The organism is Streptomyces sp. NBC_00388, assembly GCF_036061255.1.
Taxonomy (GTDB): domain Bacteria; phylum Actinomycetota; class Actinomycetes; order Streptomycetales; family Streptomycetaceae; genus Streptomyces.
The window spans coordinates 4,356,209-4,376,815 of the sequence record NZ_CP107948.1 but is presented as its reverse complement, the minus strand read 5'-3'; the positions used below and the strand labels follow the sequence as shown (position 1 = coordinate 4,376,815).

Annotated in this window: 20 protein-coding genes; 5 read left to right on the top strand and 15 right to left on the bottom strand. The window is 71.3% G+C overall.

Going from position 1 to position 20,607, the window contains the following annotated elements:
- Positions 1 to 82 precede the first annotated feature (82 nt).
- Positions 83 to 655: a TetR/AcrR family transcriptional regulator gene (locus OG917_RS19630; protein ID WP_328318918.1), complete on the top strand. Its 573-nt coding sequence runs from the start codon at positions 83 to 85 to the stop codon at positions 653 to 655.
- A gap of 15 nt (positions 656 to 670) precedes the next feature.
- Here OG917_RS19630 and OG917_RS19625 read toward each other — a convergent pair whose 3' ends face one another.
- Together OG917_RS19625 and OG917_RS19620 are read right to left on the bottom strand one after the other, a co-directional pair.
- Positions 671 to 1,363: a M23 family metallopeptidase gene (locus tag OG917_RS19625; RefSeq protein WP_328318917.1), complete on the bottom strand. Its 693-nt coding sequence runs from the start codon at positions 1,361 to 1,363 to the stop codon at positions 671 to 673.
- An 820-nt stretch (positions 1,364 to 2,183) separates the two neighbouring features.
- Positions 2,184 to 4,709 carry an ATP-dependent Clp protease ATP-binding subunit gene (locus tag OG917_RS19620; RefSeq protein ID WP_328318916.1) on the bottom strand — a complete coding sequence of 842 codons (2,526 nt, stop codon included), beginning with the start codon at positions 4,707 to 4,709 and terminating at the stop codon, positions 2,184 to 2,186.
- 429 nt (positions 4,710 to 5,138) lie between these two features.
- On the opposite strand from OG917_RS19620, the gene OG917_RS19615 reads away from it, so the two are divergent.
- The gene (locus OG917_RS19615; protein WP_328318915.1) at positions 5,139 to 5,783 is read left to right on the top strand and encodes an SCO3374 family protein; all 645 of its coding nucleotides are present in this window, start codon (positions 5,139 to 5,141) and stop codon (positions 5,781 to 5,783) included.
- Here OG917_RS19615 and OG917_RS19610 read toward each other — a convergent pair.
- The 10 genes from OG917_RS19610 to OG917_RS19565 form a co-directional block, all read right to left on the bottom strand.
- Positions 5,762 to 6,097 carry a histone-like nucleoid-structuring protein Lsr2 gene (locus OG917_RS19610; RefSeq protein WP_164264099.1) on the bottom strand — a complete coding sequence of 112 codons (336 nt, stop codon included), beginning with the start codon at positions 6,095 to 6,097 and terminating at the stop codon, positions 5,762 to 5,764. The genes OG917_RS19615 and OG917_RS19610 overlap by 22 nt on opposite strands.
- Before the next feature lie 146 nt (positions 6,098 to 6,243).
- The gene (locus tag OG917_RS19605) at positions 6,244 to 6,765 is read right to left on the bottom strand and encodes an amino-acid N-acetyltransferase (RefSeq protein ID WP_328318914.1); all 522 of its coding nucleotides are present in this window, start codon (positions 6,763 to 6,765) and stop codon (positions 6,244 to 6,246) included.
- Between the two features lie 10 nt (positions 6,766 to 6,775).
- On the bottom strand, positions 6,776 to 7,174 hold the full coding sequence (locus tag OG917_RS19600) for a BlaI/MecI/CopY family transcriptional regulator (RefSeq protein WP_328318913.1): 399 nt from the start codon (positions 7,172 to 7,174) through the stop codon (positions 6,776 to 6,778).
- A gap of 109 nt (positions 7,175 to 7,283) precedes the next feature.
- On the bottom strand, positions 7,284 to 7,463 hold the full coding sequence (locus tag OG917_RS19595) for a hypothetical protein (RefSeq protein ID WP_328318912.1): 180 nt from the start codon (positions 7,461 to 7,463) through the stop codon (positions 7,284 to 7,286).
- A 67-nt stretch (positions 7,464 to 7,530) separates the two neighbouring features.
- On the bottom strand, positions 7,531 to 8,097 hold the full coding sequence (locus OG917_RS19590) for a hypothetical protein (RefSeq protein WP_328322021.1): 567 nt from the start codon (positions 8,095 to 8,097) through the stop codon (positions 7,531 to 7,533).
- A 147-nt stretch (positions 8,098 to 8,244) separates the two neighbouring features.
- On the bottom strand, positions 8,245 to 9,042 hold the full coding sequence (locus OG917_RS19585) for a type III pantothenate kinase (RefSeq protein WP_328318911.1): 798 nt from the start codon (positions 9,040 to 9,042) through the stop codon (positions 8,245 to 8,247).
- Positions 9,043 to 9,044: 2 nt separating this feature from the next.
- Entirely contained in the window at positions 9,045 to 10,058 is a 1,014-nt protein-coding gene (nadC, locus tag OG917_RS19580; protein WP_328318910.1) for a carboxylating nicotinate-nucleotide diphosphorylase, read from the bottom strand.
- 2 nt (positions 10,059 to 10,060) lie between these two features.
- Positions 10,061 to 11,881, bottom strand: a complete 1,821-nt coding sequence (locus OG917_RS19575) for an L-aspartate oxidase (RefSeq protein WP_328318909.1) — start codon at positions 11,879 to 11,881, stop codon at positions 10,061 to 10,063.
- On the bottom strand, positions 11,878 to 12,774 hold the full coding sequence (gene panC, locus OG917_RS19570; RefSeq protein WP_328318908.1) for a pantoate--beta-alanine ligase: 897 nt from the start codon (positions 12,772 to 12,774) through the stop codon (positions 11,878 to 11,880). Before panC ends, OG917_RS19575 begins: the two co-directional genes overlap by 4 nt.
- Positions 12,771 to 13,670 (bottom strand): Rossmann-like and DUF2520 domain-containing protein, encoded by a 900-nt coding sequence (locus tag OG917_RS19565; protein ID WP_328318907.1) that lies wholly within the window; start codon positions 13,668 to 13,670, stop codon positions 12,771 to 12,773. The genes panC and OG917_RS19565 overlap by 4 nt, the downstream gene beginning before the upstream one ends.
- 115 nt (positions 13,671 to 13,785) lie before the next feature.
- On the opposite strand from OG917_RS19565, the gene OG917_RS19560 reads away from it, so the two are divergent.
- A complete protein-coding gene (locus tag OG917_RS19560; RefSeq protein WP_443058985.1) occupies positions 13,786 to 15,000 on the top strand; it encodes a threonine aldolase family protein in 1,215 nt (404 codons plus the stop codon).
- Positions 15,001 to 15,055: 55 nt separating this feature from the next.
- Here OG917_RS19560 and OG917_RS19555 read toward each other — a convergent pair whose 3' ends face one another.
- On the bottom strand, positions 15,056 to 15,724 hold the full coding sequence (locus tag OG917_RS19555) for a response regulator transcription factor (RefSeq protein WP_328318906.1): 669 nt from the start codon (positions 15,722 to 15,724) through the stop codon (positions 15,056 to 15,058).
- A gap of 61 nt (positions 15,725 to 15,785) precedes the next feature.
- Positions 15,786 to 16,985, bottom strand: coding sequence for a sensor histidine kinase (locus tag OG917_RS19550; RefSeq protein WP_328318905.1), 1,200 nt, complete (start codon positions 16,983 to 16,985; stop codon positions 15,786 to 15,788).
- Between the two features lie 96 nt (positions 16,986 to 17,081).
- Between OG917_RS19550 and OG917_RS19545 the strand changes: the two genes are divergently transcribed.
- A complete protein-coding gene (locus tag OG917_RS19545; RefSeq protein ID WP_328318904.1) occupies positions 17,082 to 18,086 on the top strand; it encodes an SAM-dependent methyltransferase in 1,005 nt (334 codons plus the stop codon).
- A gap of 33 nt (positions 18,087 to 18,119) precedes the next feature.
- Positions 18,120 to 19,262 carry an NADH-quinone oxidoreductase subunit D gene (locus tag OG917_RS19540; RefSeq protein WP_328318903.1) on the top strand — a complete coding sequence of 381 codons (1,143 nt, stop codon included), beginning with the start codon at positions 18,120 to 18,122 and terminating at the stop codon, positions 19,260 to 19,262.
- Between the two features lie 190 nt (positions 19,263 to 19,452).
- Here the strand turns inward: OG917_RS19540 and OG917_RS19535 are convergent, their stop codons facing one another.
- Positions 19,453 to 20,544 carry a hypothetical protein gene (locus OG917_RS19535; protein WP_328318902.1) on the bottom strand — a complete coding sequence of 364 codons (1,092 nt, stop codon included), beginning with the start codon at positions 20,542 to 20,544 and terminating at the stop codon, positions 19,453 to 19,455.
- Positions 20,545 to 20,607: the final 63 nt, after the last annotated feature.

Sequence of the window (20,607 nt, the reverse complement as noted above, 5' to 3'; positions counted from 1 at the left end):
TGCCGCCCGGCTAGTTGACTACAGTGAGAGAAGGTAGTCTCGTAACTAGCCGGGCGTCAAGTAAGTATCGCGGGAGAGCACCATGAGCAGCAGAGGCAACACCCGCCAGCGCATCCAGGATGTCGCGCTGGAGCTCTTCGTCGAGCAGGGGTACGAGAAGACCTCGCTACGGGAGATCGCCGAGAAGCTGGACGTCACCAAGGCGGCTCTCTACTACCACTTCAAGACCAAGGAAGACATCCTCATCAGTCTCTTCCGGGATCTCTCGGCCCCCATCGACGAGGTGATCGCGTGGGGCCAGACCCAGCCCCGCAGCCTGGAGACGAAGAAAGAGGTCCTGCACCGCTACAGCGAAGCGCTCACCGGCGCGGCCCCGCTCTTCCGCTTCATGCAGGAGAACCAGGGGACAGTGCGCGAGCTGAGCGTCGGGGAGAACTTCAAGGACCGGATGCTGCTCCTGCTCGACCTGGTCAGAGCGCCTGACGCGTCACTGACCGATCAGGTCCGCTGCTTCAGCGCGCTCTTCACCATGCACGCGGGATCGTTCGCGCTGAAAGACGCCGAAGGCGACCCCGAGGACAAGCGCAAGGCTGTCCTGGAGGTCGCCACCGAACTCATGACCCAGGCCCATCTGGACGCGGGCTCGGGGCGGTAGGCCCGCCCCGGCCGGTCAGAACTTGATGCCGTGGGCCTTCAGGAACGGCATCGGGTTGTAGCCCGAGCCGTAGTCCGGACCCGTGCGGATCTCGAAGTGCAGGTGCGGGCCGGTCACATTGCCGGTCGCACCGGACTTCGCGATGACCTCACCGGTCTTCACGGTCTGGCCGATGTGGACGTCGATCTGCGACAGGTGCGCGTACTGCGAGTACGTGTTGTCGCTGTGCTTGATCACGACCGCGTTGCCGTACGCCGGGCCGTCACCGCCACCGTTGGGGCCGGCCTTCACGACGGTGCCGCCGTGCACGGCCATGACCGAGGTACCGGTCGGGACGACGAAGTCCTGGCCCGAGTGCTTGTGGGACCACATGTGGCCGGCCTCGCCGAAGGGCTCACCGATCACGGGGTGCGTGACGGGCGCGATCCACGCGTTGGCGCTCTTCTTCGCCTTGGCGATCTTGGCGGCCTCAGTGGCCTTGGCCGTCTTGGCGGTGTGCTCTGCGGCCTTCGCCTGGGCACCGGCCTGGTGGGCGAGCGCGGTCGCGACGTTGGTGTTCCCGTCGGCCACGGAGGCCGAGTGTGCGTCGGCAGCGCCCGCGACCCCTGCACCCAGCGCGACCGACACTCCGAGCCCGGCGGCTACGACCGCAGCGCGGGTGCGAAGCGGGGACCGGCGGGACACGAGGGACGTGGTGTGCTTCTGCATACGTGAGATCTCCGTACGTAAGGGGACCCAACCGAACAGGTCGGGCTGACCACTCATTGGTAACTCATCCGACGTAGCTCCCAAAACGCCCATCTACGACATCGCACCGTAGGGGCGGCGCCGCAGAAGTCACAGCGGATCGCACGGCCGAGACCCTCCCCGTGCCTCGCCACCGGCCCGCGCGAGGACACATATCCGCAGCTCGGCCCCGCAGGGACCGCTCCGGCGCGGGCCGCTCGCCGCGCGGGCCGAAAGTCCCGGCCACCCCGGCCCGGAAGGCCCGGCCGTCGCCATCGCCGCATCTCCTATTCCGGCTAGTAGGCCAAAACACCCCTGTGGCCCATGTCACCAGCGGGGGACCAACGCCTGTCCGTTTCGGGACCTTCGGCGGCCGGTCCGGGCGGTCACAGACCACGCGAAGCCAGCAGGAAGGAAGGCTGAAAACGGGCTATTACGTGACAGATAGATGCATGGAGGAGCGCATGGATGGGTGCACACCGATGGGTGCGCTGCTGGACGGGGACGGTGGGTCCGGCCGCTGCGGCCACACAGCGGGCGGGACGACCGGGGCCCGGGGCAGAACCAGGCAGAACCAGGCAGGACACACGGCGTGCCCGGGGCGCGGGGCGCGGGCACAGCGGCATGGCGCCACTTGCGGCACGGCGGTACGCGGACACACACCTGCGGCCCGCGGCGCCCAGGCACCCAGGCACCCAGGCACCCAGGCACCCAGGCGCCCAGGCACAGAAAAAGGGCGGCCCCGGAACCGATTCGGTTCCGGGGCCGCCCTCTTCTGCCTGGGCCGCTCAACGCATCAGCGTCAGACGTCCTTCGTCATGTTCGGGCCGGAGCCACCTGCCGCCTGCTCGATCGGAGGAGCGTCGGGCAGCGCCGACTTCTCCTCGCCGCGGAAGGTGAACTTCCTGTCGTCACCCTCGCCCTCGACGCCGACGACCACGATGTGACCGGGGCGCAGCTCACCGAAGAGGATCTTCTCGGAGAGGATGTCCTCGATCTCGCGCTGGATCGTGCGCCGCAGCGGACGCGCGCCCATCACCGGGTCGTAGCCGTGCTTGGCGAGCAGCGACTTGGCGTCCGGGCTGAGCTCAAGGCCCATGTCCCGGTCGCGCAGCCGCTCGTCGACCTTGTCGATCATGAGGTCGACGATCTGGATGATGTCTTCCTCGGTCAGCTGGTGGAAGACCACCGTGTCATCGACACGGTTCAGGAACTCGGGGCGGAAGTGCTGCTTCAGCTCCTCGTTGACCTTGGCCTTCATCCGGTCGTATCCGGTCTTGACGTCACCCTGGGCCGCGAAGCCGAGGTTGAAGCCCTTGGAGATGTCCCGGGTCCCGAGGTTGGTCGTCATGATGATGACCGTGTTCTTGAAGTCCACCACTCGGCCCTGGGAGTCGGTCAGACGACCGTCCTCCAGAATCTGGAGCAGGGAATTGAAGATATCGGGGTGGGCCTTCTCGACCTCGTCGAAGAGAACGACCGAGAACGGCTTCCTGCGCACCTTCTCGGTGAGCTGGCCGCCCTCTTCGTAACCCACGTAACCGGGGGGAGAACCGAAGAGACGGGAAACCGTGTGCTTCTCGCTGAACTCCGACATGTCGAGGGAGATCAGTGCGTCCTCGTCGCCGAAGAGGAATTCGGCGAGCGTCTTGGAGAGCTCGGTCTTACCGACACCGGACGGACCGGCGAAGATGAACGAGCCACCGGGGCGCTTCGGGTCCTTGAGGCCGGCCCGCGTACGGCGGATCGCCTGCGACAGGGCCTTGATGGCGTCCTTCTGCCCGATGACGCGCTTGTGGAGCTCGTCCTCCATGCGGAGCAGCCGCGAGGACTCCTCCTCGGTGAGCTTGAAGACCGGGATACCGGTGGCCGTGGCCAGGACTTCGGCGATCAGCTCGCCGTCGACCTCGGCGACGACGTCCATGTCGCCGGCCTTCCACTCCTTCTCGCGCTTGGTCTTCGCGGCCAGCAGCTGCTTCTCCTTGTCACGGAGTGAAGCTGCCTTCTCGAAGTCCTGGGAGTCGATGGCCGACTCCTTGTCGCGGCGGACGTTCGCGATCTTCTCGTCGAACTCGCGGAGGTCCGGCGGCGCGGTCATCCGGCGGATGCGCATCCGGGAGCCGGCCTCGTCGATCAGGTCGATCGCCTTGTCCGGCAGGAAGCGGTCCGAGATGTACCGGTCCGCCAGCGTGGCGGCCTGCACCAGGGCCTCGTCCGTGATGGAGACACGGTGGTGGGCCTCGTAGCGGTCCCGGAGACCCTTGAGGATCTCGATGGTGTGCGGGAGCGAGGGCTCCGCCACCTGGATCGGCTGGAAGCGGCGTTCGAGCGCCGCGTCCTTCTCCAGGTGCTTGCGGTACTCGTCCAGCGTGGTGGCACCGATGGTCTGGAGCTCTCCACGGGCGAGCATCGGCTTCAGGATCGAAGCCGCGTCGATCGCGCCCTCGGCGGCGCCCGCACCCACCAGGGTGTGGAGCTCGTCGATGAACAGGATGATGTCGCCGCGGGTGCGGATCTCCTTGAGGACCTTCTTCAGCCGCTCCTCGAAGTCACCGCGGTAGCGGGAACCGGCGACGAGCGCACCGAGGTCGAGGGTGTAGAGGTGCTTGTCCTTGAGGGTCTCGGGCACCTCGCCCTTGACGATGGCCTGCGCCAGTCCTTCGACGACCGCCGTCTTTCCGACGCCGGGCTCGCCGATGAGGACCGGGTTGTTCTTGGTGCGGCGCGACAGCACCTGCATGACCCGCTCGATCTCCTTCTCGCGCCCGATGACCGGGTCGAGCTTGGATTCGCGGGCAGCCTGGGTGAGGTTGCGGCCGAACTGGTCCAGGACGAGCGAGGTCGAGGGCGTGCCCTCGGCGGGACCGCCTGCGGCGGCGGTCTCCTTGCCCTGGTAACCGGAGAGCAGCTGGATGACCTGCTGCCTGACCCGGTTCAGATCGGCGCCCAGCTTCACGAGGACCTGGGCTGCGACGCCCTCGCCCTCGCGGATCAGGCCGAGCAGGATGTGCTCCGTACCGATGTAGTTGTGGCCGAGCTGAAGAGCCTCCCGGAGCGACAGCTCCAGGACCTTCTTGGCACGAGGGGTGAAGGGGATGTGGCCGGACGGGGCCTGCTGCCCCTGACCGATGATCTCCTCCACCTGCTGGCGGACCGCCTCGAGCGAAATCCCGAGGCTCTCCAGGGCCTTAGCGGCGACACCCTCACCCTCATGGATAAGGCCCAGGAGAATGTGCTCGGTGCCGATGTAGTTGTGGTTGAGCATCCGGGCTTCTTCCTGAGCCAGGACGACAACCCGCCGCGCGCGGTCGGTGAACCTCTCGAACATCGTTAATCGCTCCTCAGAGCGGTCGGGCAGCGAGGGGTCGGTCCCCTCCCAGTCCTTCCGCATGCTAGTCCCGCGGGGCGGGACAGCTCATTCCAACTGCCGACACCCGTCCTTGGCCTCCGGCCCGAACAGCCGACAACTGCCTCAACCCGATGGTGCGAGACGATGTTCCCGCAGGCCAGGCAGATACCCCTGTCTCCAGTACGCCGATGGCGAACGTGAGACCGCCCGAACCGCGTGTCGCCCCTCCCCACTAGGTATGTCTTACCCGCAGACACTGACAGTCCATGCGGCGTGCGACGGTCCCCATCAGCTACGGGCGAACATCTTCGCGCCGCCGAACACCTCCGCACGCCTCTTGTTCATCGACAGAACGCAATCAAGAGGAAGCTCTCCGTAACTCCGGCGCAGTGCGGGAGTTGCTCAGTCATGGCCTTCATCGTTCCGTCCCCCCGCGAACCGGCCGACCGTACGCACGCCATCACCGGAAGCGGCGACACCACGCTCCGCTGGTACGAATCCCGGCTGGGCTGGGCCGCGCTGGCAGGGCCGCCGGTCCGGCTGCTGACCGGGCTGCGTTTCGACGTACTCGACCTGCCGTCCGATGCCGGATTCGCACTGCTGCGCAGGATGCCCGGTACGGGGCCGGTGGCCCTGGACGGCTCCCGGGTGCGGCTGCTGGTGGCCGCGGGCAGCGCGGACGAGCTGCCGGGGCTGCTCGACTGGCTGGAGTGGGGCGGGATCGCTCTGGATCTGAGCGCCGTCGGTACGGGCGGCACGATCGCGGCCCCCGCGCTTCCCGGCCCGTGCGGCGTACAGGGGGCCGCCCGCTGGTTGCGACCCCCCGAGCCGGGGCGGGATGTGGAGCCGGCCCTGCCCGTGTTCAGCCGGTTCGGGGAGCGGGGCGGCGCTCCCGACCTGGTACGACTCGTGGAAGCGGCGGCGACGGAATGCCACCGGGCCCGGATGGCGCATATCGCTGCTTTCCGGGGGGCGCCCCCCGGGGCTCGCGGTGCGACTGTCCGGGGTGCGAACCCCGGACCTCCCGGGAATCAGCCGTTGGCCTTCTCGTAGGCCTCACGGATGTCCGCGGGCACACGGCCGCGGTCATTCACGTTGTAACCGTTCTCCTTGGCCCACTTGCGAATCTCGGCGGTGTCCTTGTTGCCGCCGACAGCGATACGGGCCTTGCCGCGGCCACTGGTGCCACGGCCGCCGGTGCGCCGGCCGCCCTTGGCGTACGGCTCCAGCAGCGTGCGGAGCTTGTCCGCGTTCGCGGTGGTGAGGTCGATCTCGTACGTCTTGCCATCCAGAGCGAACGTCACTGTCTCGTCCGCCTCGCCGCCGTCGAGGTCATCGACAAGAAGGACCTGAACCTTCTGTGCCACCGGGATTTCCTTTCATCGAAAAATTCAGTACGCGGAAAGGAAACCGCTTTTCCCTGGAAAACACAAACCCCCGGCAGAGGTTCAGGAGTGCAAGAAGACGGGAAACATGCGCGATTCGGACATAGGGTTCCGGCGCGAAGTGACCGTCACAGGTGCAGAAGCATCCGGCTGTTGCCCAAGGTGTTCGGCTTCACCCGTTCGAGACCGAGGAACTCTGCGACTCCCTCGTCATAGGAACGCAGCAGCTCGCTGTAGACATCTCCGTCGACGGGAGTCTCACCGATCTCGGTGAAGCCGTGCTTCGCGAAGAAGTCGACTTCGAAGGTCAGGCAGAATACCCGGCGCACACCGATCCAACGCGCGGTCTGCAAGAGCTTCGCCAGCACCTGGTGGCCCACTCCGGCGCCCTTGAACTCGCGGTCCACCGCGAGAGTGCGTACTTCCGCGAGGTCTTCCCACATCACGTGGAGTGCTCCGCAGCCGACCACCCTCGCGTCGTCGTCGCGTTCCGCGACCCAGAACTCCTGGATGGACTCGTAAAGCGTCACCGTGGCTTTGTCGAGCAGGATCCGTTCGCGCACGTACGCATCGAGGAGACCGCGCACCGCCGCCACATCGCTGGTCCTGGCTCTGCGGACGGTGAGGGCTTTTGCATGCGTACCTGACATGCGCAAGACGTTATCGCCCCGCGTCCCCGTCACGGTCATCGCGGTCCGCATCCCCCTGAACGATGCGCAAAGCATCACGGAGCGCATCGCGTTGCTCGGAGGACATCATGGCGAAGAAGGCGACAAGCGCGGCCGCGGAGTTGTCGTTCGTCGACCAGGCTTCGTTCATCAGTGCGGCCGAGTAGGCGGCGCGGGTGGAGACCGCCGTATATCTATAGGCACGGCCGTCCACTTCCCGGCGTACCCAGCCCTTCTGATGGAGATTGTCCAATACGGTCATCACGGTGGTGTAGGCGATGGTCCGGTCGCGTTCGAGGTCTTCCAGGACTTCCCGGACGGTGACCGGACGGTTCCACTCCCAGACGCGTGACATGACGGCGTCTTCCAGCTCTCCCAATTGACGGGGCACCTCTGCACCATAGTGCGAGATGTCACGAATAGCTGGTTATTCACGCAGAAAACACAGAAAAGGGCGTACGGCGCGAAATGGGCCGTACGCCCTCCGGGCACGTGCGCCGTCAGGCGGCGCTGCCGCCCGTCGGCTGAACCGCGGCCTCGGCGCGGGCGAGCACCTCGTCCACGGCCGCGTCTTCCTTGGCCTTGTTCGGGCCGCCCTGGGTCTTCACGATCGTCCTGACGACGAGGGTGAAGAACACGGCCATCACCACGGGGGGCACAAGCGCGGAAACGTAGTCCATACGGACAGAGTAGCCGGGGGTGTCCGGCGCTTCCCGGCGGGTCGCCGGGAAGCGCCGGACACCTCACTCATCCGGTCATCGAGTGTTCTGCGGGGGGCGCCGCGGGCTTGCGGCGCGGGGGGAAGACCTCGGACGGCTTGGGGGCCGGACGGGGCCGGACAGGCTCCTTGGCCGGCGCCGGGCGCTTCGGCTGCTCCCCTTCGTCCGGTGTGCGGCCGCCGGGCAGCGCGAGCAGCCGGGTGCGCGGGCCCGGTGCCACGGCACGGCCCGCCAGCCGGGCGCGTACCGACTGCTCGGCGAGCGCACGGCAGCGCCTCAGCAGGGCGTCGCCCGACGGCACACCGCGCAGGGTGCGCAGAGCGGCGAGGTCCTCGGGGCGGGGGTCGTATCCGGCCGCCAGGGCGTCCTGGAGCAGTTCCGTGTAGCTGCGGGCCGCGCCGGGCAGCGCGCCGCGGTACCGGGCGAGGTCCGCCAGGAGGAAGGCGCGCAGCCGGCCGGCCTCCGCGATGGTCTCGTCCACGGACTCGGCGAGACGCAGACAGTCCTGGACGTCCTCTTCTGCGACGGGGGTCGGGTTGAGGGCGATGGCAAGGGCGCGTCGGAGCACACGCAGCTCGTCCGCACTGAAAGCCATGCCGCCTCGGGATCCGTAGGGCGTGGGCATGGAACGACGATACGTACTAAAGGGGCAATATCTGCTTAATGGACCGGTGGCGGCGCGGCGGGGGACGGGTCGCTCCGCCGCGCCGCCCCCGGTCCCTGCGGCTGTACGGCTACCGGCTCACAGCCGGGCGATGTTGCGCTCGTACACCAGGCGAAGGCCGATCAGTGTCAGCCACGGCTCGTGCTCGTCGATGACGGTGGCCTCGCTGAGCACCATCGGCGCGAGACCGCCGGTGGCGATGACCGTGACGTCCGCCGGATCGTCGGCGAGCTCGCGGGCCATCCGGTTCACCACGCCGTCGACCTGCCCGGCGAAGCCGTAGATGATGCCGGACTGCATGGCCTCCACGGTGTTCTTGCCGATCACGCTGCGCGGGCGGGCCAGCTCGATCTTGCGGAGCTGGGCGCCCTTCACACCGAGCGCCTCGACCGAGATCTCGATGCCCGGGGCGATGACACCGCCGGTGTACTCGCCGCGCGCCGACACCGCGTCGAAGGTCGTCGCCGTACCGAAGTCGACGACGACGGCCGGGCCGCCGTAGAGCTCGACGGCGGCGACCGCGTTGATGATGCGGTCCGCGCCGACCTCCTTCGGGTTGTCGACCAGGATCGGGACGCCCGTCCTGATGCCGGGCTCGACCAGCACGGCCGGGACGTCGCCGTAGTAGCGGCGGGTCACCTCGCGCAGCTCGTGCAGGACGGAGGGGACGGTCGAGCAGACCGCGATCCCCTCGATGCCGTCGCCGAGCCCGCGGCCCAGCAGCGGATGCATCCCCATCAGACCCTGGAGGAGCACGGCGAGTTCGTCGGCGGTGCGGCGGGCGTCGGTGGAGATGCGCCAGTGCTCGACGATCTCGTCCCCGTCGAACAGGCCGAGGACGGTGTGGGTGTTGCCGACGTCGATGGTGAGCAGCATGGTTACTCCGCCTCGCGCAGGTCGAGACCGATGTCGAGGATCGGCGACGAGTGCGTGAGCCCGCCGACCGCCAGGTGGTCCACGCCCGTCTCGGCGTAGGCCCGGGCCGTCTCCAGGGTGAGCCGGCCCGAGGACTCCAGGAGCGCGCGCCCGGCGACGAGCGCGACGGCCTCCGCGGTCTGCGCCGGGGTGAAGTTGTCCAGCAGGATCAGGTCGGCGCCCGCGTCCAGCACCTCGGTGACCTGGGCGAGCGTGTCCACCTCGACCTCGATGGCCAGCTCGGGGAACTCGGCGCGGACGAGCTTGAACGCCTCGGCGACCCCGCCCGCCGCGACCACGTGGTTGTCCTTGACCAGGGCCGCGTCGGAGAGGGACATCCGGTGGTTGACGCCGCCGCCGCAGCGCACCGCGTACTTCTCCAGGGCGCGCAGCCCCGGAGTGGTCTTGCGGGTGTCACGCACCTGCGCCTTGGTGCCTTCCAGCACGTCGGCCCAGGCGCGGGTGGCGGTCGCGATGCCGGAGAGCCGGCACAGCAGGTTGAGCGCGCTGCGCTCGGCGGTCAGCAGGTCGCGGGTGCGGGTGGTGACCGAGAGCAGCTTCTGGCCGGCGGCGACGCGTGCGCCGTCCTCGACGTGCCGCTCGACCTCGAAGGCCTCGGTGCAGACGATGGAGAGCACCGCCTCGGCGACCCGCAGGCCCGCGACCGTACCGGCCTCGCGCGCGGTGAAGTCGCCGGTGGCGACGGCGTCGGCGGGGACGGTCGCGACGCTCGTCACGTCGACTCCCCCGTCGAGGTCCTCGTCGATGGCGAGGTGCGCGATGTCCTCGACCAGGACCGGGTCGAGGCCCGAAGCGGCCAGGAGTCCGGCGAGTGCGGGGTCGAGACCGCACTCCATGGGGTCGGCGTCGTCGTAGCCGTCGCTGCCACAGGCGCAGGCGTCACCGCAGCCGCCAGCGGACCCGGCGCTCGCGGCGTCGTCGCCGATCCGGTGGAGGGGAAGGTCGGGGGTGGTCACGGTCACTGCTCCTGGGGACGCTGAGGGAGGGTCGGGGGGAAGTCGGCGCTGTCCGTGGTGTGCACGGCGAGCGAACGGTCGGGGCGCAGCCGTACGACGAGGTGACGGCGCCAGCCGGTGTCGTCACGGTCCGCGTGGTCCTCGCGCCAGTGGCAGCCGCGGGTCTCCTCGCGGCGCTGCGCCGCGGCGGTGAGGACGCGGGCGACACAGAGGAGGTTGGTCGCCTCCCAGGCCTCGACGCCGGCTTCGGCGGGCTTCAGCGCGATGGCGGGCAGCGCTTCGGGGGCTCCGGCCGCCGCCGCGTCCATCGCGGCGCCCGCCGCCGCTTCGGCCACGGCCTCGGCTGCTGCCTCGGCCTCCGCTTCGGCGCGGATCGCCTCCAGGCCGTCCGCCGCCCCGGCGAGGCTCTGCGCCGAGCGGAGCACTCCGGCGCCGGCCGTCATGATGCGCTGGATACGGATCCGGGCCTCGGGGGCGAGGAGCGGGAGCGTGCCCGGCGCGGCGGGCGGGACGGGCTCCGGGGTGTGCACCGTGGACGGCACGGGCGCCTCTGTCGCTGCGGCTGCGGCTGCGGCTGCGGCTGCGATGTCGTCGGCGATGCGCTCGGCGAAGACCAGGCCCTCCAGGAGGGAGTTGGACGCGAGCCGGTTCGCCCCGTGCACGCCGGTGCAGGCGACCTCGCCGCAGGCGTACAGACCGGGGACGGTGGTGCGGCCGTGCAGGTCGGTGCGGACGCCGCCCGACGCGTAGTGCGCGGCAGGGGCGACGGGGACCGGCTCGGTCACCGGGTCGATGCCGTGGCTGCGGCAGGCGGCCAGGATGGTCGGGAAGCGCTGCTCCCACATCTCGGCGCCGAAGTGCCGGGCGTCGAGGTACATGTGCTCGGTGCCGTGCTCCTGCATGCGGCGGGTGATGGCCTTCGCCACGATGTCGCGGGGGGCCAGCTCGGCCAGCTCGTGCTGCCCTGTCATGAAGCGGACCCCGTCGGCGTCGACGAGATGGGCGCCCTCGCCCCGTACCGCTTCGGAGACGAGCGGCTGCTGGCCCTCGGCGCCCGCGCCGAGGAAGAGCACCGTCGGGTGGAACTGCACGAACTCCAGGTCGGAGACCTCGGCGCCCGCCCGGAGCGCGAGGGCCACGCCGTCGCCCGTGGAGACGGCCGGGTTGGTCGTCGCGGAGAAGATCTGGCCCATGCCGCCGGTGGCCAGCACGACGGCGGGTGCGCGGACCGCGCCGACGCCGTCGTGCTGGCCCTCTCCCATGACGTGCAGCGTGACGCCCGCAGTGCGGCCGCCGGCGTCCGTGAGGAGGTCCAGGACCAGGGCGTTCTCCACGGTGCGCAGCGCGGCGGCGCGGACCGCGCCGACCAGGGCGCGGGAGATCTCCGCGCCGGTGGCGTCGCCGCCCGCGTGGGCGATGCGGCGGCGGTGGTGGCCGCCCTCCCGGGTGAGCGCGATGCCGCCGGTCTCGTCCTTGTCGAAGTGCGCGCCGGTCGCGATGAGCCTGCGTACGGCGTCGGGGCCCTCGGTGACCAGGGTGCGGACCGCCGCCTCGTCGCAGAGCCCGGCCCCGGCGACCAGCGTGTCGTCGAGGTGCTGCTGGGGGGTGTCGCCCTCGCCGAGCGCCGCCGCGATGCCGCCCTGCGCCCAGCGGGTCGAGCCGTCGTCGAGACGGGCCTTGGTCACGACGACGGTGCGCAGCCCTGCCGCGGTGCAGCGCAGCGCGGTGGTCAGGCCGGCCACGCCGGATCCGACGATGACGACGTCGGCCTCGATCTCCCAGCCGGGGGCTGGGGCGTGCAGGCGTATTCCGGTTCCGGTCACTGTGGTTCCCCGAAGGTCAGCGGGATGTTGTCGATGAGGCGTGTCGTACCGACCCGGGCGGCGACCGCGAGGACGGCCTCGCCCCGGTGCTCCCCGGCGGCCTCGGTGAAGTCGGACGGGTCGATCAGGGACAGGTAGTCGGGGGAGAGCGCCGCCGCGTCGAGGACGGCCATCGCGGCGGCGCGCACGGCCGCGGGGGTGGCGTGGCCGGAGGCGGCGAGGGCGTCGCGGCCCGCGAACAGCGCACGGGAGAGGGCCAGCGCGGTGGTGCGGTCCCCGGCGGAGAGGAAGCGGTTGCGGCTGGACATCGCCAGCCCGTCCGGCTCGCGGACGGTGGGGACGCCGACGATTCCGACCGGGAAGTCGAGGTCGCGCGCCATCCGCCGTACCAGCGCGAGCTGTTGGGCGTCCTTCTGGCCGAACAGCGCGACATCGGGGCGGGTGAGGTGCAGGAGCTTGGCGACGACGGTGAGCATGCCGTCGAAGTGGCCGGGGCGTGCCGCGCCTTCGAAGCGCTCCCCCATCGGGCCCGCGGCGATCCGGACCTGGGGCTCACCGCCCGGGTAGACCTCGTCGGCCGCGGGGGCGAAGACGATGTCCGCTCCGGCCAGTTCGGCGACGGCGAGGTCCGCCTCCAGCGTGCGCGGGTAGCGGTCGATGTCTTCACCCGCGCCGAACTGCAGCGGGTTGACGAAGACCGTCACGACGACCTGGCCGGCCGCGCCCACCTGCTCCCTGGCCGCGCGGACGAGCGTGGCGTGGCCCTCGTGCAGGGCGCCCATCGTCATCACGACGGCCCGGGGCGTGGCGGACTGCGGCACGGCCGCGCCCGTCCGTCCGCCCGGCAGGGCGTTCAGCTCCGCGGCCGTGTGCAGCATTGCGGTCGTGGTCATCGCGTCTCCCCGTCAGCGAGGACACCCAGCAGGTCCTCGGCCAGCTCCGGCTTGAGCAGTCCGTGCGCGAGGGCGCGGTCCGCGGTCGTACGGGCCATCGCCAGGTAACCGGCGACCGCCTGCGGTGCGTGCCGGCGCAACTCCTCGATGTGCGCGGCGACCGTGCCCGCGTCACCGCGGGCGACCGGGCCGGTCAGAGCGGCGTCGCCGGACCTGAGAGCGTTGTCGAGCGCGGCGCCGAGGAGCGGTCCTAGCATCCGGTCGGGGGCCGCGACCCCTGCCGTGCTCAGCAGCTCCATCGACTGGGCGACCAGGGTGACCAGGTGGTTCGCCCCGAGGGCGAGCGCCGCGTGGTAGAGCGGGCGGGCCTCCTCCGCGATCCACTCGGGCTCGCCGCCCATCTCGATGACCAGCGCCTCGGCGGCCAGCCGCAGCTCTTCGGGGGCCGTCACGCCGAAGGAGCAGCCTGCCAGCCGCTGGACGTCCACCGAGGTGCCGGTGAAGGTCATCGCCGGGTGCAGTGCGAGCGGCAGGGCTCCGGCGCGCAGCGCGGGGGCGAGCACTCCGGTGCCGAACCGCCCCGACGTATGGACCAGGAGCTGTCCCGGCCGGACGGCGCCGGTCTCGGCCAGGCCCTCCACCAGGGCGGGGAGCGCGTCGTCGGGCACGGTCAGCAGGACCAGCTCGGCGCGGGCCAGCACCTCGGCCGGGGGGACGAGGGGGACATCGGGGAGCAGGACCGCGGCCCTGCGCACGGACGCGTCGGACACACCGGACGCGGCGACCGGGCGGTGCCCGGCGAGCTGGAGCGCCGCGGCGAGCGCGGGGCCCACCCGGCCCGCCCCGACCACGCCGACGGTGAGCCGCGCCGGGCGGGATTCTGCTGATGGGGTCACGAGAGAGGCCTTCCGTTCCAGTCCGCGAGGGGTACCGGACGATTTCCCCGTCATGCTACGCCCAGGATTCGGGGGGCCTCCTGACTGTCCACAGGCTGTGGGTGATGATCGGACGATGACGAACGAGGCAGACACCACCGGGGCGGGACCGGGCGACCGGTCGGCGGACGAGCAGCACGGGGGCGAGCGCGACGGGGACGAGCAGGCCCGGCGGCAGCGCAGGATCGCCGCGATGCGGGGCGCGGACCGGGTGCTGGCGTGGCCGTCCGCCATGGCCACGCTGGGCGAACGGCTGGCCGCGCTGGCTGCCGGCGCGGGCGCGGTGTACGACATGGACGCGCCGGTGGACATCTACGGCGACGGGGTCGTCGCCGAGCTGGAGCAGCGGGTGGCCGGGCTGCTCGGATTCCCGGCCGCGGCCTTCTTCCCGACCGGCACGATGGCGCAGCAGGTCGCGCTGCGCTGCTGGGCCGGGCGTACCGGAGACCCGGTGGTGGCACTGCATCCGATGGCCCACCCGGAGCTGCACGAGCGGGGGGCGTTCGGAGCGGTCAGCGGGCTGCGCACCGTCCATCCGACGTCCGCCCCCCGGTTGCCGACGGCCGCCGAGGTGCGCGACTTCGAGGAGCCGTTCGGCACCCTCATGCTGGAACTGCCGCTGCGCGACGCCGGCTTCCTCCTCCCGTCCTGGGACGAGCTGGTCGCGGTCGTCGGGGCCGCCAGGGAACGTGATGCGGTGGTGCATATCGACGGCGCGCGGCTCTGGGAGTGCGCCCCTCACTTCGGCCGCGGCCTGGCGGAGATCGCGGGGCTCGCGGACAGCGTGTACGTCTCCTTCTACAAGTCCCTCGACGGCCTCTCGGGCGCCGTTCTCGCGGGCCCGGCCTCGCTGATCGACGAGGCGAGGACCTGGCGCCACCGGTACGGCGGCCAGCTGTTCCAGCAGTACCCCGCCGCCCTGTCGGCCCTGCTGGGCCTGGAGCGTGAACTGCCCAGGCTGGCCTCGTACGTCGCACACGCGAAGGTGGTCGCCGCGGGGCTGGCGGACGGGTTCCGGGCGGCGGGCGTGCCCTGGTTCCGGGTCAACCCCGAGGCGCCGCACACCCACCAGTTCCAGGTGTGGCTGCCGTACGAGGCGGATGTGCTGTCGGAGGCGGCGCTCGTCCAGGCGGAGGAGACGGGCGTGGTGCTGTTCAGCCGCTTCCATCCCGCGCCGGGCGGGGTGCCGGGAGTGTCGCTGACCGAGGTGACGGTCGCGGAGCCCGGGCTGGCGTGGAGCGCGGAGGATGTGACGGAGGCGGTGGGGGAGTTCGTCCGCAGGCTGAGCTGACGGCGGGGTGGGGCACGGGTCGTGGGTCCGGCCGGGGCCGGACCCGGCCCCGGTCTCAGCGGCCCCCGGCCCTGACCAGCCCCGTCTCGTACGCCATCACGACCACCTGCACGCGGTCACGCAGCTCCAGCTTGGTGAGGATGCGGCCCACGTGGGTCTTCACCGTGGCCTCCGACAGCACCAGCCGCGCGGCGATCTCGCCGTTCGACAGACCCTGCGCGACCAGCAGCATCACTTCGCGCTCCCGGTCCGTGAGCCGCTCGACCTCCTTGTGCTGCGGATCGGCGACCGTGCTCGGCAGCATCGGTGAGAAGCGGTCGAGCAGCCGCCGCGTCGTCGACGGCGCGACCACCGCGTCACCGCTGTGGACCGACCGGATCGCGCCCAGCAGCTCGGCCGGGGGCACGTCCTTGAGCATGAAGCCGCTGGCCCCCGCCTTCAGCCCGGAGAAGGCGTACTCGTCCAGGTCGAAGGTGGTCAGGATCAGCACCTTCGGCGCGTCCGGTCGCGCACAGATCTGCCGGGTCGCCTCGACACCGTCCAGCTTGGGCATACGCACGTCCATCAGCACCACGTCGACCGCCGCGGACCGCAGAGTGGCGATCGCCTCCGCGCCGTCGCCCGCCTCCGCGACGACCTCCATGTCCGGCTGGGCGGCGAGCACCATCCGGAAGCCGGTGCGCAGCAGCACCTGGTCGTCGACGAGCATCACGCGGATCGCCATCTCGTAAGAATCCCTTCTCGTTGGAACAGGTGGAACGTGCGGCGGACCGGCGGGACCGGGCCTAGTGGGCGGGCCTGAGCGGCAGCAGCGCGCTGATCCGGAATCCGCCGCCCGGCCGCGGGCCCGCGTCCAGGGTGCCCCCGACCATGCCGATGCGCTCCCGCATGCCGATCAGACCGTGCCCCTGCCCGTCCGCTCCGCCGTCCTGGTACAGCTCGTGCGCCGCGCCCCGGCCGTCGTCCTCGACCAGCAGGCCCAGCCCGTCGTCGAAGTAGACGAGACGCACGCTGGCGCCCACGTCAGGACCGCCGTGCTTGCGGGTGTTGGTGAGCGCCTCCTGCACAATGCGGTACGCGGTGAGCTCCACACCGCTGGGCAGCGGCCGCGGTGTCCCCTCGATACGGAAGTCCACGGTCAGACCGGCGATCCGCACCTGCTCGACCAGGTCCCCGATCTGCTGCACATCGGGCTGCGGGACGTACTCGCCGCTCTCCTGCGCGTCGCCCGTCCGCAGCACGCCCAGCAGCCTGCGCATCTCCGCGAGCGCCTGACGGCCGGTGGACGAGATGGTCTCCAGCGCCTGTTTGGCCTGGTCGGGCGAGGCGTCCAGGACATAGGCGGCGCCGTCCGCCTGGACCACCATCACCGAGACGTTGTGCGCCACGACGTCGTGGAGTTCGCGGGCGATCCGGGCGCGCTCCCCCGCGACCGCCACCTTCGACTGCGCCTCGCGCTCCCGCTCAAGACGCGCGGCCCGCTCCTCCAGCTGCGCGAAGTACGCCCGGCGGGTGCGCATCGAGTCGCCCATCACCCAGGCCAGGATGAACGGAACCGTGAGCACCATCGTGAGGAACGCCTGCTGCACCCAGCTGGTGACCGTCTCCTCGGGCCAGCGCAGCTGCGCGAGTGCCCCCGCGCACACGCCCCCGATCAGCCCGAACCGGGAGGCCCAGCGCTTCCCGTCGGCGGCGACGGTGTAGATCAGCACCAGCATCGCGAAGTCGGCGGGCAGCGAGCTGACGTCGAAGACCAGCTGCGCCACCCCCAGCAGCGTGACGAGGAGCAGCATCTTCTCGGGGGCCCTGCGCCGCAGGGCGACTGCCGCGGAGAGCCCGAGGAAGATCGGCACCGCCTTGGCGTCGTGCCCGTTCCCGGTATCGGCCGCCTCCCACTGCATCGCGGAGAACCCGAGGAGGATGACGGCCCAGAAGCCGTCGACCAGAGTCGGGTGTCTGCGGATGAAGGCGTAGAGACGCTGCACGTAACCCAGCGTAGGGAAGCCCGACAGGTGCACGTGTCAACCGAAGGGCCGATCCGGTCGCCCGGGGAGTACTCCCCAAGGTGGAGACTTGACGTCGTGACTGATGAGTGGCGCGGGTGGCGTGAGGCGACGGAGACCGCGCTGTACGGGCCGGATGGCTTCTATCTGCGGCCGGAGGGGCCCGCCGGCCACTTCCGTACCTCGGTGCACGCCTCCCCCCTCTTCGCGTCGGCCGTCGCCCGGCTGCTGACGGAGCTGGACATCGCGGAGCCGGCCCTGGTCGACATGGCGGCGGGCCGCGGTGAGCTGGTGGCGGGGGTGCTGGCCGCGCTGCCCGCGCACTTCCCGGTACGGGCGTACGCGGTCGAGCGCGCGCCCCGTCCGGCCGGGCTCGACGCACGCGTCGTCTGGTGCGCCGAGCCGCCGGCCCGGGTACGCGGGCTGCTCTTCGCGAACGAGTGGCTGGACAACGTGCCGGTCGACGTGGCGGAGGCCGATCCGGCCGGAACGCCGCGCTATGTGCAGGTCCGCACGTCGGACGGCGCGGAGCGGCTCGGCGCGCCGGTGACCGGCGCGGACGCCCGGTGGCTTGAGCGGTGGTGGCCGCTGGACGGGCCGGGCACCCGTGCCGAGATCGGCCGCCCGCGCGACGCGGCGTGGGCCGCGGCGGCCGGAACACTGCGGGCGGGCCTCGCGGTGGCCGTCGACTACGCCCACCCGCGCACGGCCCGCCCGCCCTTCGGCACGCTCACCGGCTTCCGGGAGGGCCGCGAGGTGCGCCCGGTGCCGGACGGGAGCTGCGACATCACCGCCCACGTGGCGCTGGACGCGTGCGCGCTGCCGGGGGCCGGGCTGCGGACCCAGCGGGAGGCCCTGCACGCCCTGGGGGTCAGCGGCGGACGCCCGCCCCTGGCACTGGCGTCGACGGACCCCGCCGCGTACGTCAGGGGCCTGACAACGGCGGGCGAGGCCGCCGAGCTGACGGCCGTCGGCGGGCTGGGGGACTTCGGGTGGCTGATGCAGCCGGTGGCCCCGGACGGGGGCCGGAAGGGCGGGCACCGCGGGCAGGGAGAGGGCGGCCACCGGGAAGGGGGCAGGTGAGGGGGCGGCCTTCCGCCGGGGATACTGGCCCGTATGACGGAGACGACGGTCGGCATCGGCGGCGCCGCGGAGAGCACCGACATGGTGCTCAACATCGGCCCCCAGCACCCTTCCACCCACGGAGTGCTCCGCCTCCGCCTGGTCCTGGACGGCGAACGCATCCAGCAGGCCGAGCCGGTCATCGGCTACATGCACCGGGGCGCCGAGAAGCTCTTCGAGGCCCGCGACTACCGCCAGATCATCATGCTCGCCAACCGGCACGACTGGCTCTCCGCCTTCTCGAACGAGCTGGGCGTCGTGATGGCCGTGGAGCGCATGCTCGGCATGGAGGTCCCCGAACGCGCGGTCTGGACGCGTACGCTCCTCGCCGAGCTGAACCGGGTCCTGAACCACCTGATGTTCCTCGGCTCGTACCCCCTCGAACTGGGCGGCATCACCCCGGTGTTCCACGCCTTCCGCGAGCGCGAAGTGATCCAGACGGTCATGGAGGAGGTCTCCGGCGGCCGGATGCACTACATGTTCAACCGGGTCGGCGGCCTCAAGGAGGACCTTCCCGCGGGCTGGGCCGGCCGCGCGCGCGACGCCGTCGCCGACGTGCGCTCGCGCATGGACGTCTACGACGACCTGGTCCTCGGCAACGAGATCTTCCGGGGCCGCACCCGCGGGGTGGGTGTCCTCTCCAGCGCCGCCGTGCACGCCTACGGGGTGAGCGGACCGATCGCGCGCGGCTCGGGCGTCGACTTCGATCTGCGCCGCGACGAGCCGTATCTCGCGTACGGCGATCTCCAGGACACCCTGAAGGTCGTCACCCGCGAGGAGGGCGACTGCCTGGCGCGCTTCGAGGTGCTGCTGGCGCAGACGCACAACGCGCTCGACCTGGCCGACGCCTGTCTTGACCGGCTGGCCGCGCTGGCCCCAGGACCGGTCAACCAGCGGCTCCCGAAGGTGCTGAAGGCCCCCGAGGGCGAGACGTACGCCTGGACCGAGAACCCGCTCGGCATCAACGGCTACTACCTGGTGTCCAGGGGCGAGAAGACCCCGTACCGCCTCAAGCTCCGGTCGGCGTCCTTCAACAACATCCAGGCGCTGACCGAACTGCTCCCCGGCACCCTGGTCGCCGACATGGTGGCGATCCTGGGCTCGCTCTTCTTCGTGGTCGGCGACATCGACAAGTAGGCGGCACGCGGGCGTAGATCCGCGGGCGGCCCCCCGGCGTGCTTTGGCCTCCCGGTACGCCGTGGCCTCCTGGCACCCCGTGGCCCGTCCGGCGTGCCGTGGCCCCGTCCGGCACGCCTCGCACAACGCCGCAGAACGCACAGCGGCCCGGACCCCAGCGGGGCCCGGGCCGGGTGCTGCCGGACGTCCGTTACGAGATCGCGGTGCGCAGCACTCCCACGTCGATCTGCTCCGTCTCGTCGTGCTCGGTCAGGTCGATGACCTGGCCGACACCGCGCTCGGCGTCGTTCCCGATGTCCTCGCCGGGGCCACCGCCGGAACCGGCCGGGGAGAGCCCCGTCTCGGCGCGGTGCGCGGCGATGGCCTCCGCCCCCACCACATCGGCCAGATCCTCGTTCTGCACGGCGGCCAGCTGCGCGGGCTCCAGCGCCGGAACAGCCTTCTGGATCTGCGTGTTCTGCATGCCGAAGAAGTCGAAGCCGCCGACGGGCCGGGGCGCGCGGCCCTGCTGCGGGGTGTACGGGGCGACGGCGGTCGCCGGAACGCGACGCGGAGCAGGCAGAGCTGACGGCGGGCGCGTGTGCTCGGCGGCGGCCGCCGTCGGCTTCCCCTCCGGCTTCGCCGCCTCCCGCTGCTCACGCCGGTCCTGCTGCTCACGCCGGCCCTGCTGCTCACGCCGGCCCTGCTGGGTCCGCTGCTCGCGCTCGGCCCGCTGGGCCGCCGCGTTGTGGCTCAGCGCGCCGAGGGCCCGCGCCGCCTGCGCGTAAGCGGCCGGGGTGGGCGTGGAGCGCGCGGCCGGCAGGGCGACCCTGGCGGCGGCCGGGGCCGCCGCCTCGATGGCCAGGAGCCTGCGGCCTTCCAGCGCGCCCGCCCGCTCGGTCTCGGCGGTCGCGTACCGGCGCAGCAGGGCGGCGTGCTCACCGCGCAGCCCTGCCAGCTCGGCCCGCTTGGAGCGCAGCTTCCCCTCCAGCTTGACGCGCAGCGCGCGCGACTCCTCCAGATCGCCCTCCAGCTCGGCGGTGCGCTCCTCGGCCCGCCACTCCCCGGCAGCCCGTGAACGGGTCAGCTCGGCGACTCTGCGGCCCGCCACCCGGTCCCAGCTCCGCATGAGGACCGCACCGGTCACCGCTGCGGCGGCGGTCGCCGCGACCAGACAGCGGAGCACGAGAGGATCCGCGAACAGCCAGGCGCCGGCGGCGAGAAGAAGCGAAGCACCGGCTACGGCCGAAGGCTGGAGCAGCCGGTGCAGGGGTGGGGAATGGCGGTGGCGTCCACGTGGCATGGCTCGAAATTTACCGTGCGTGTGAGCCGAATGGACGACCGCACCGGGATTTGTTCCTCAGCA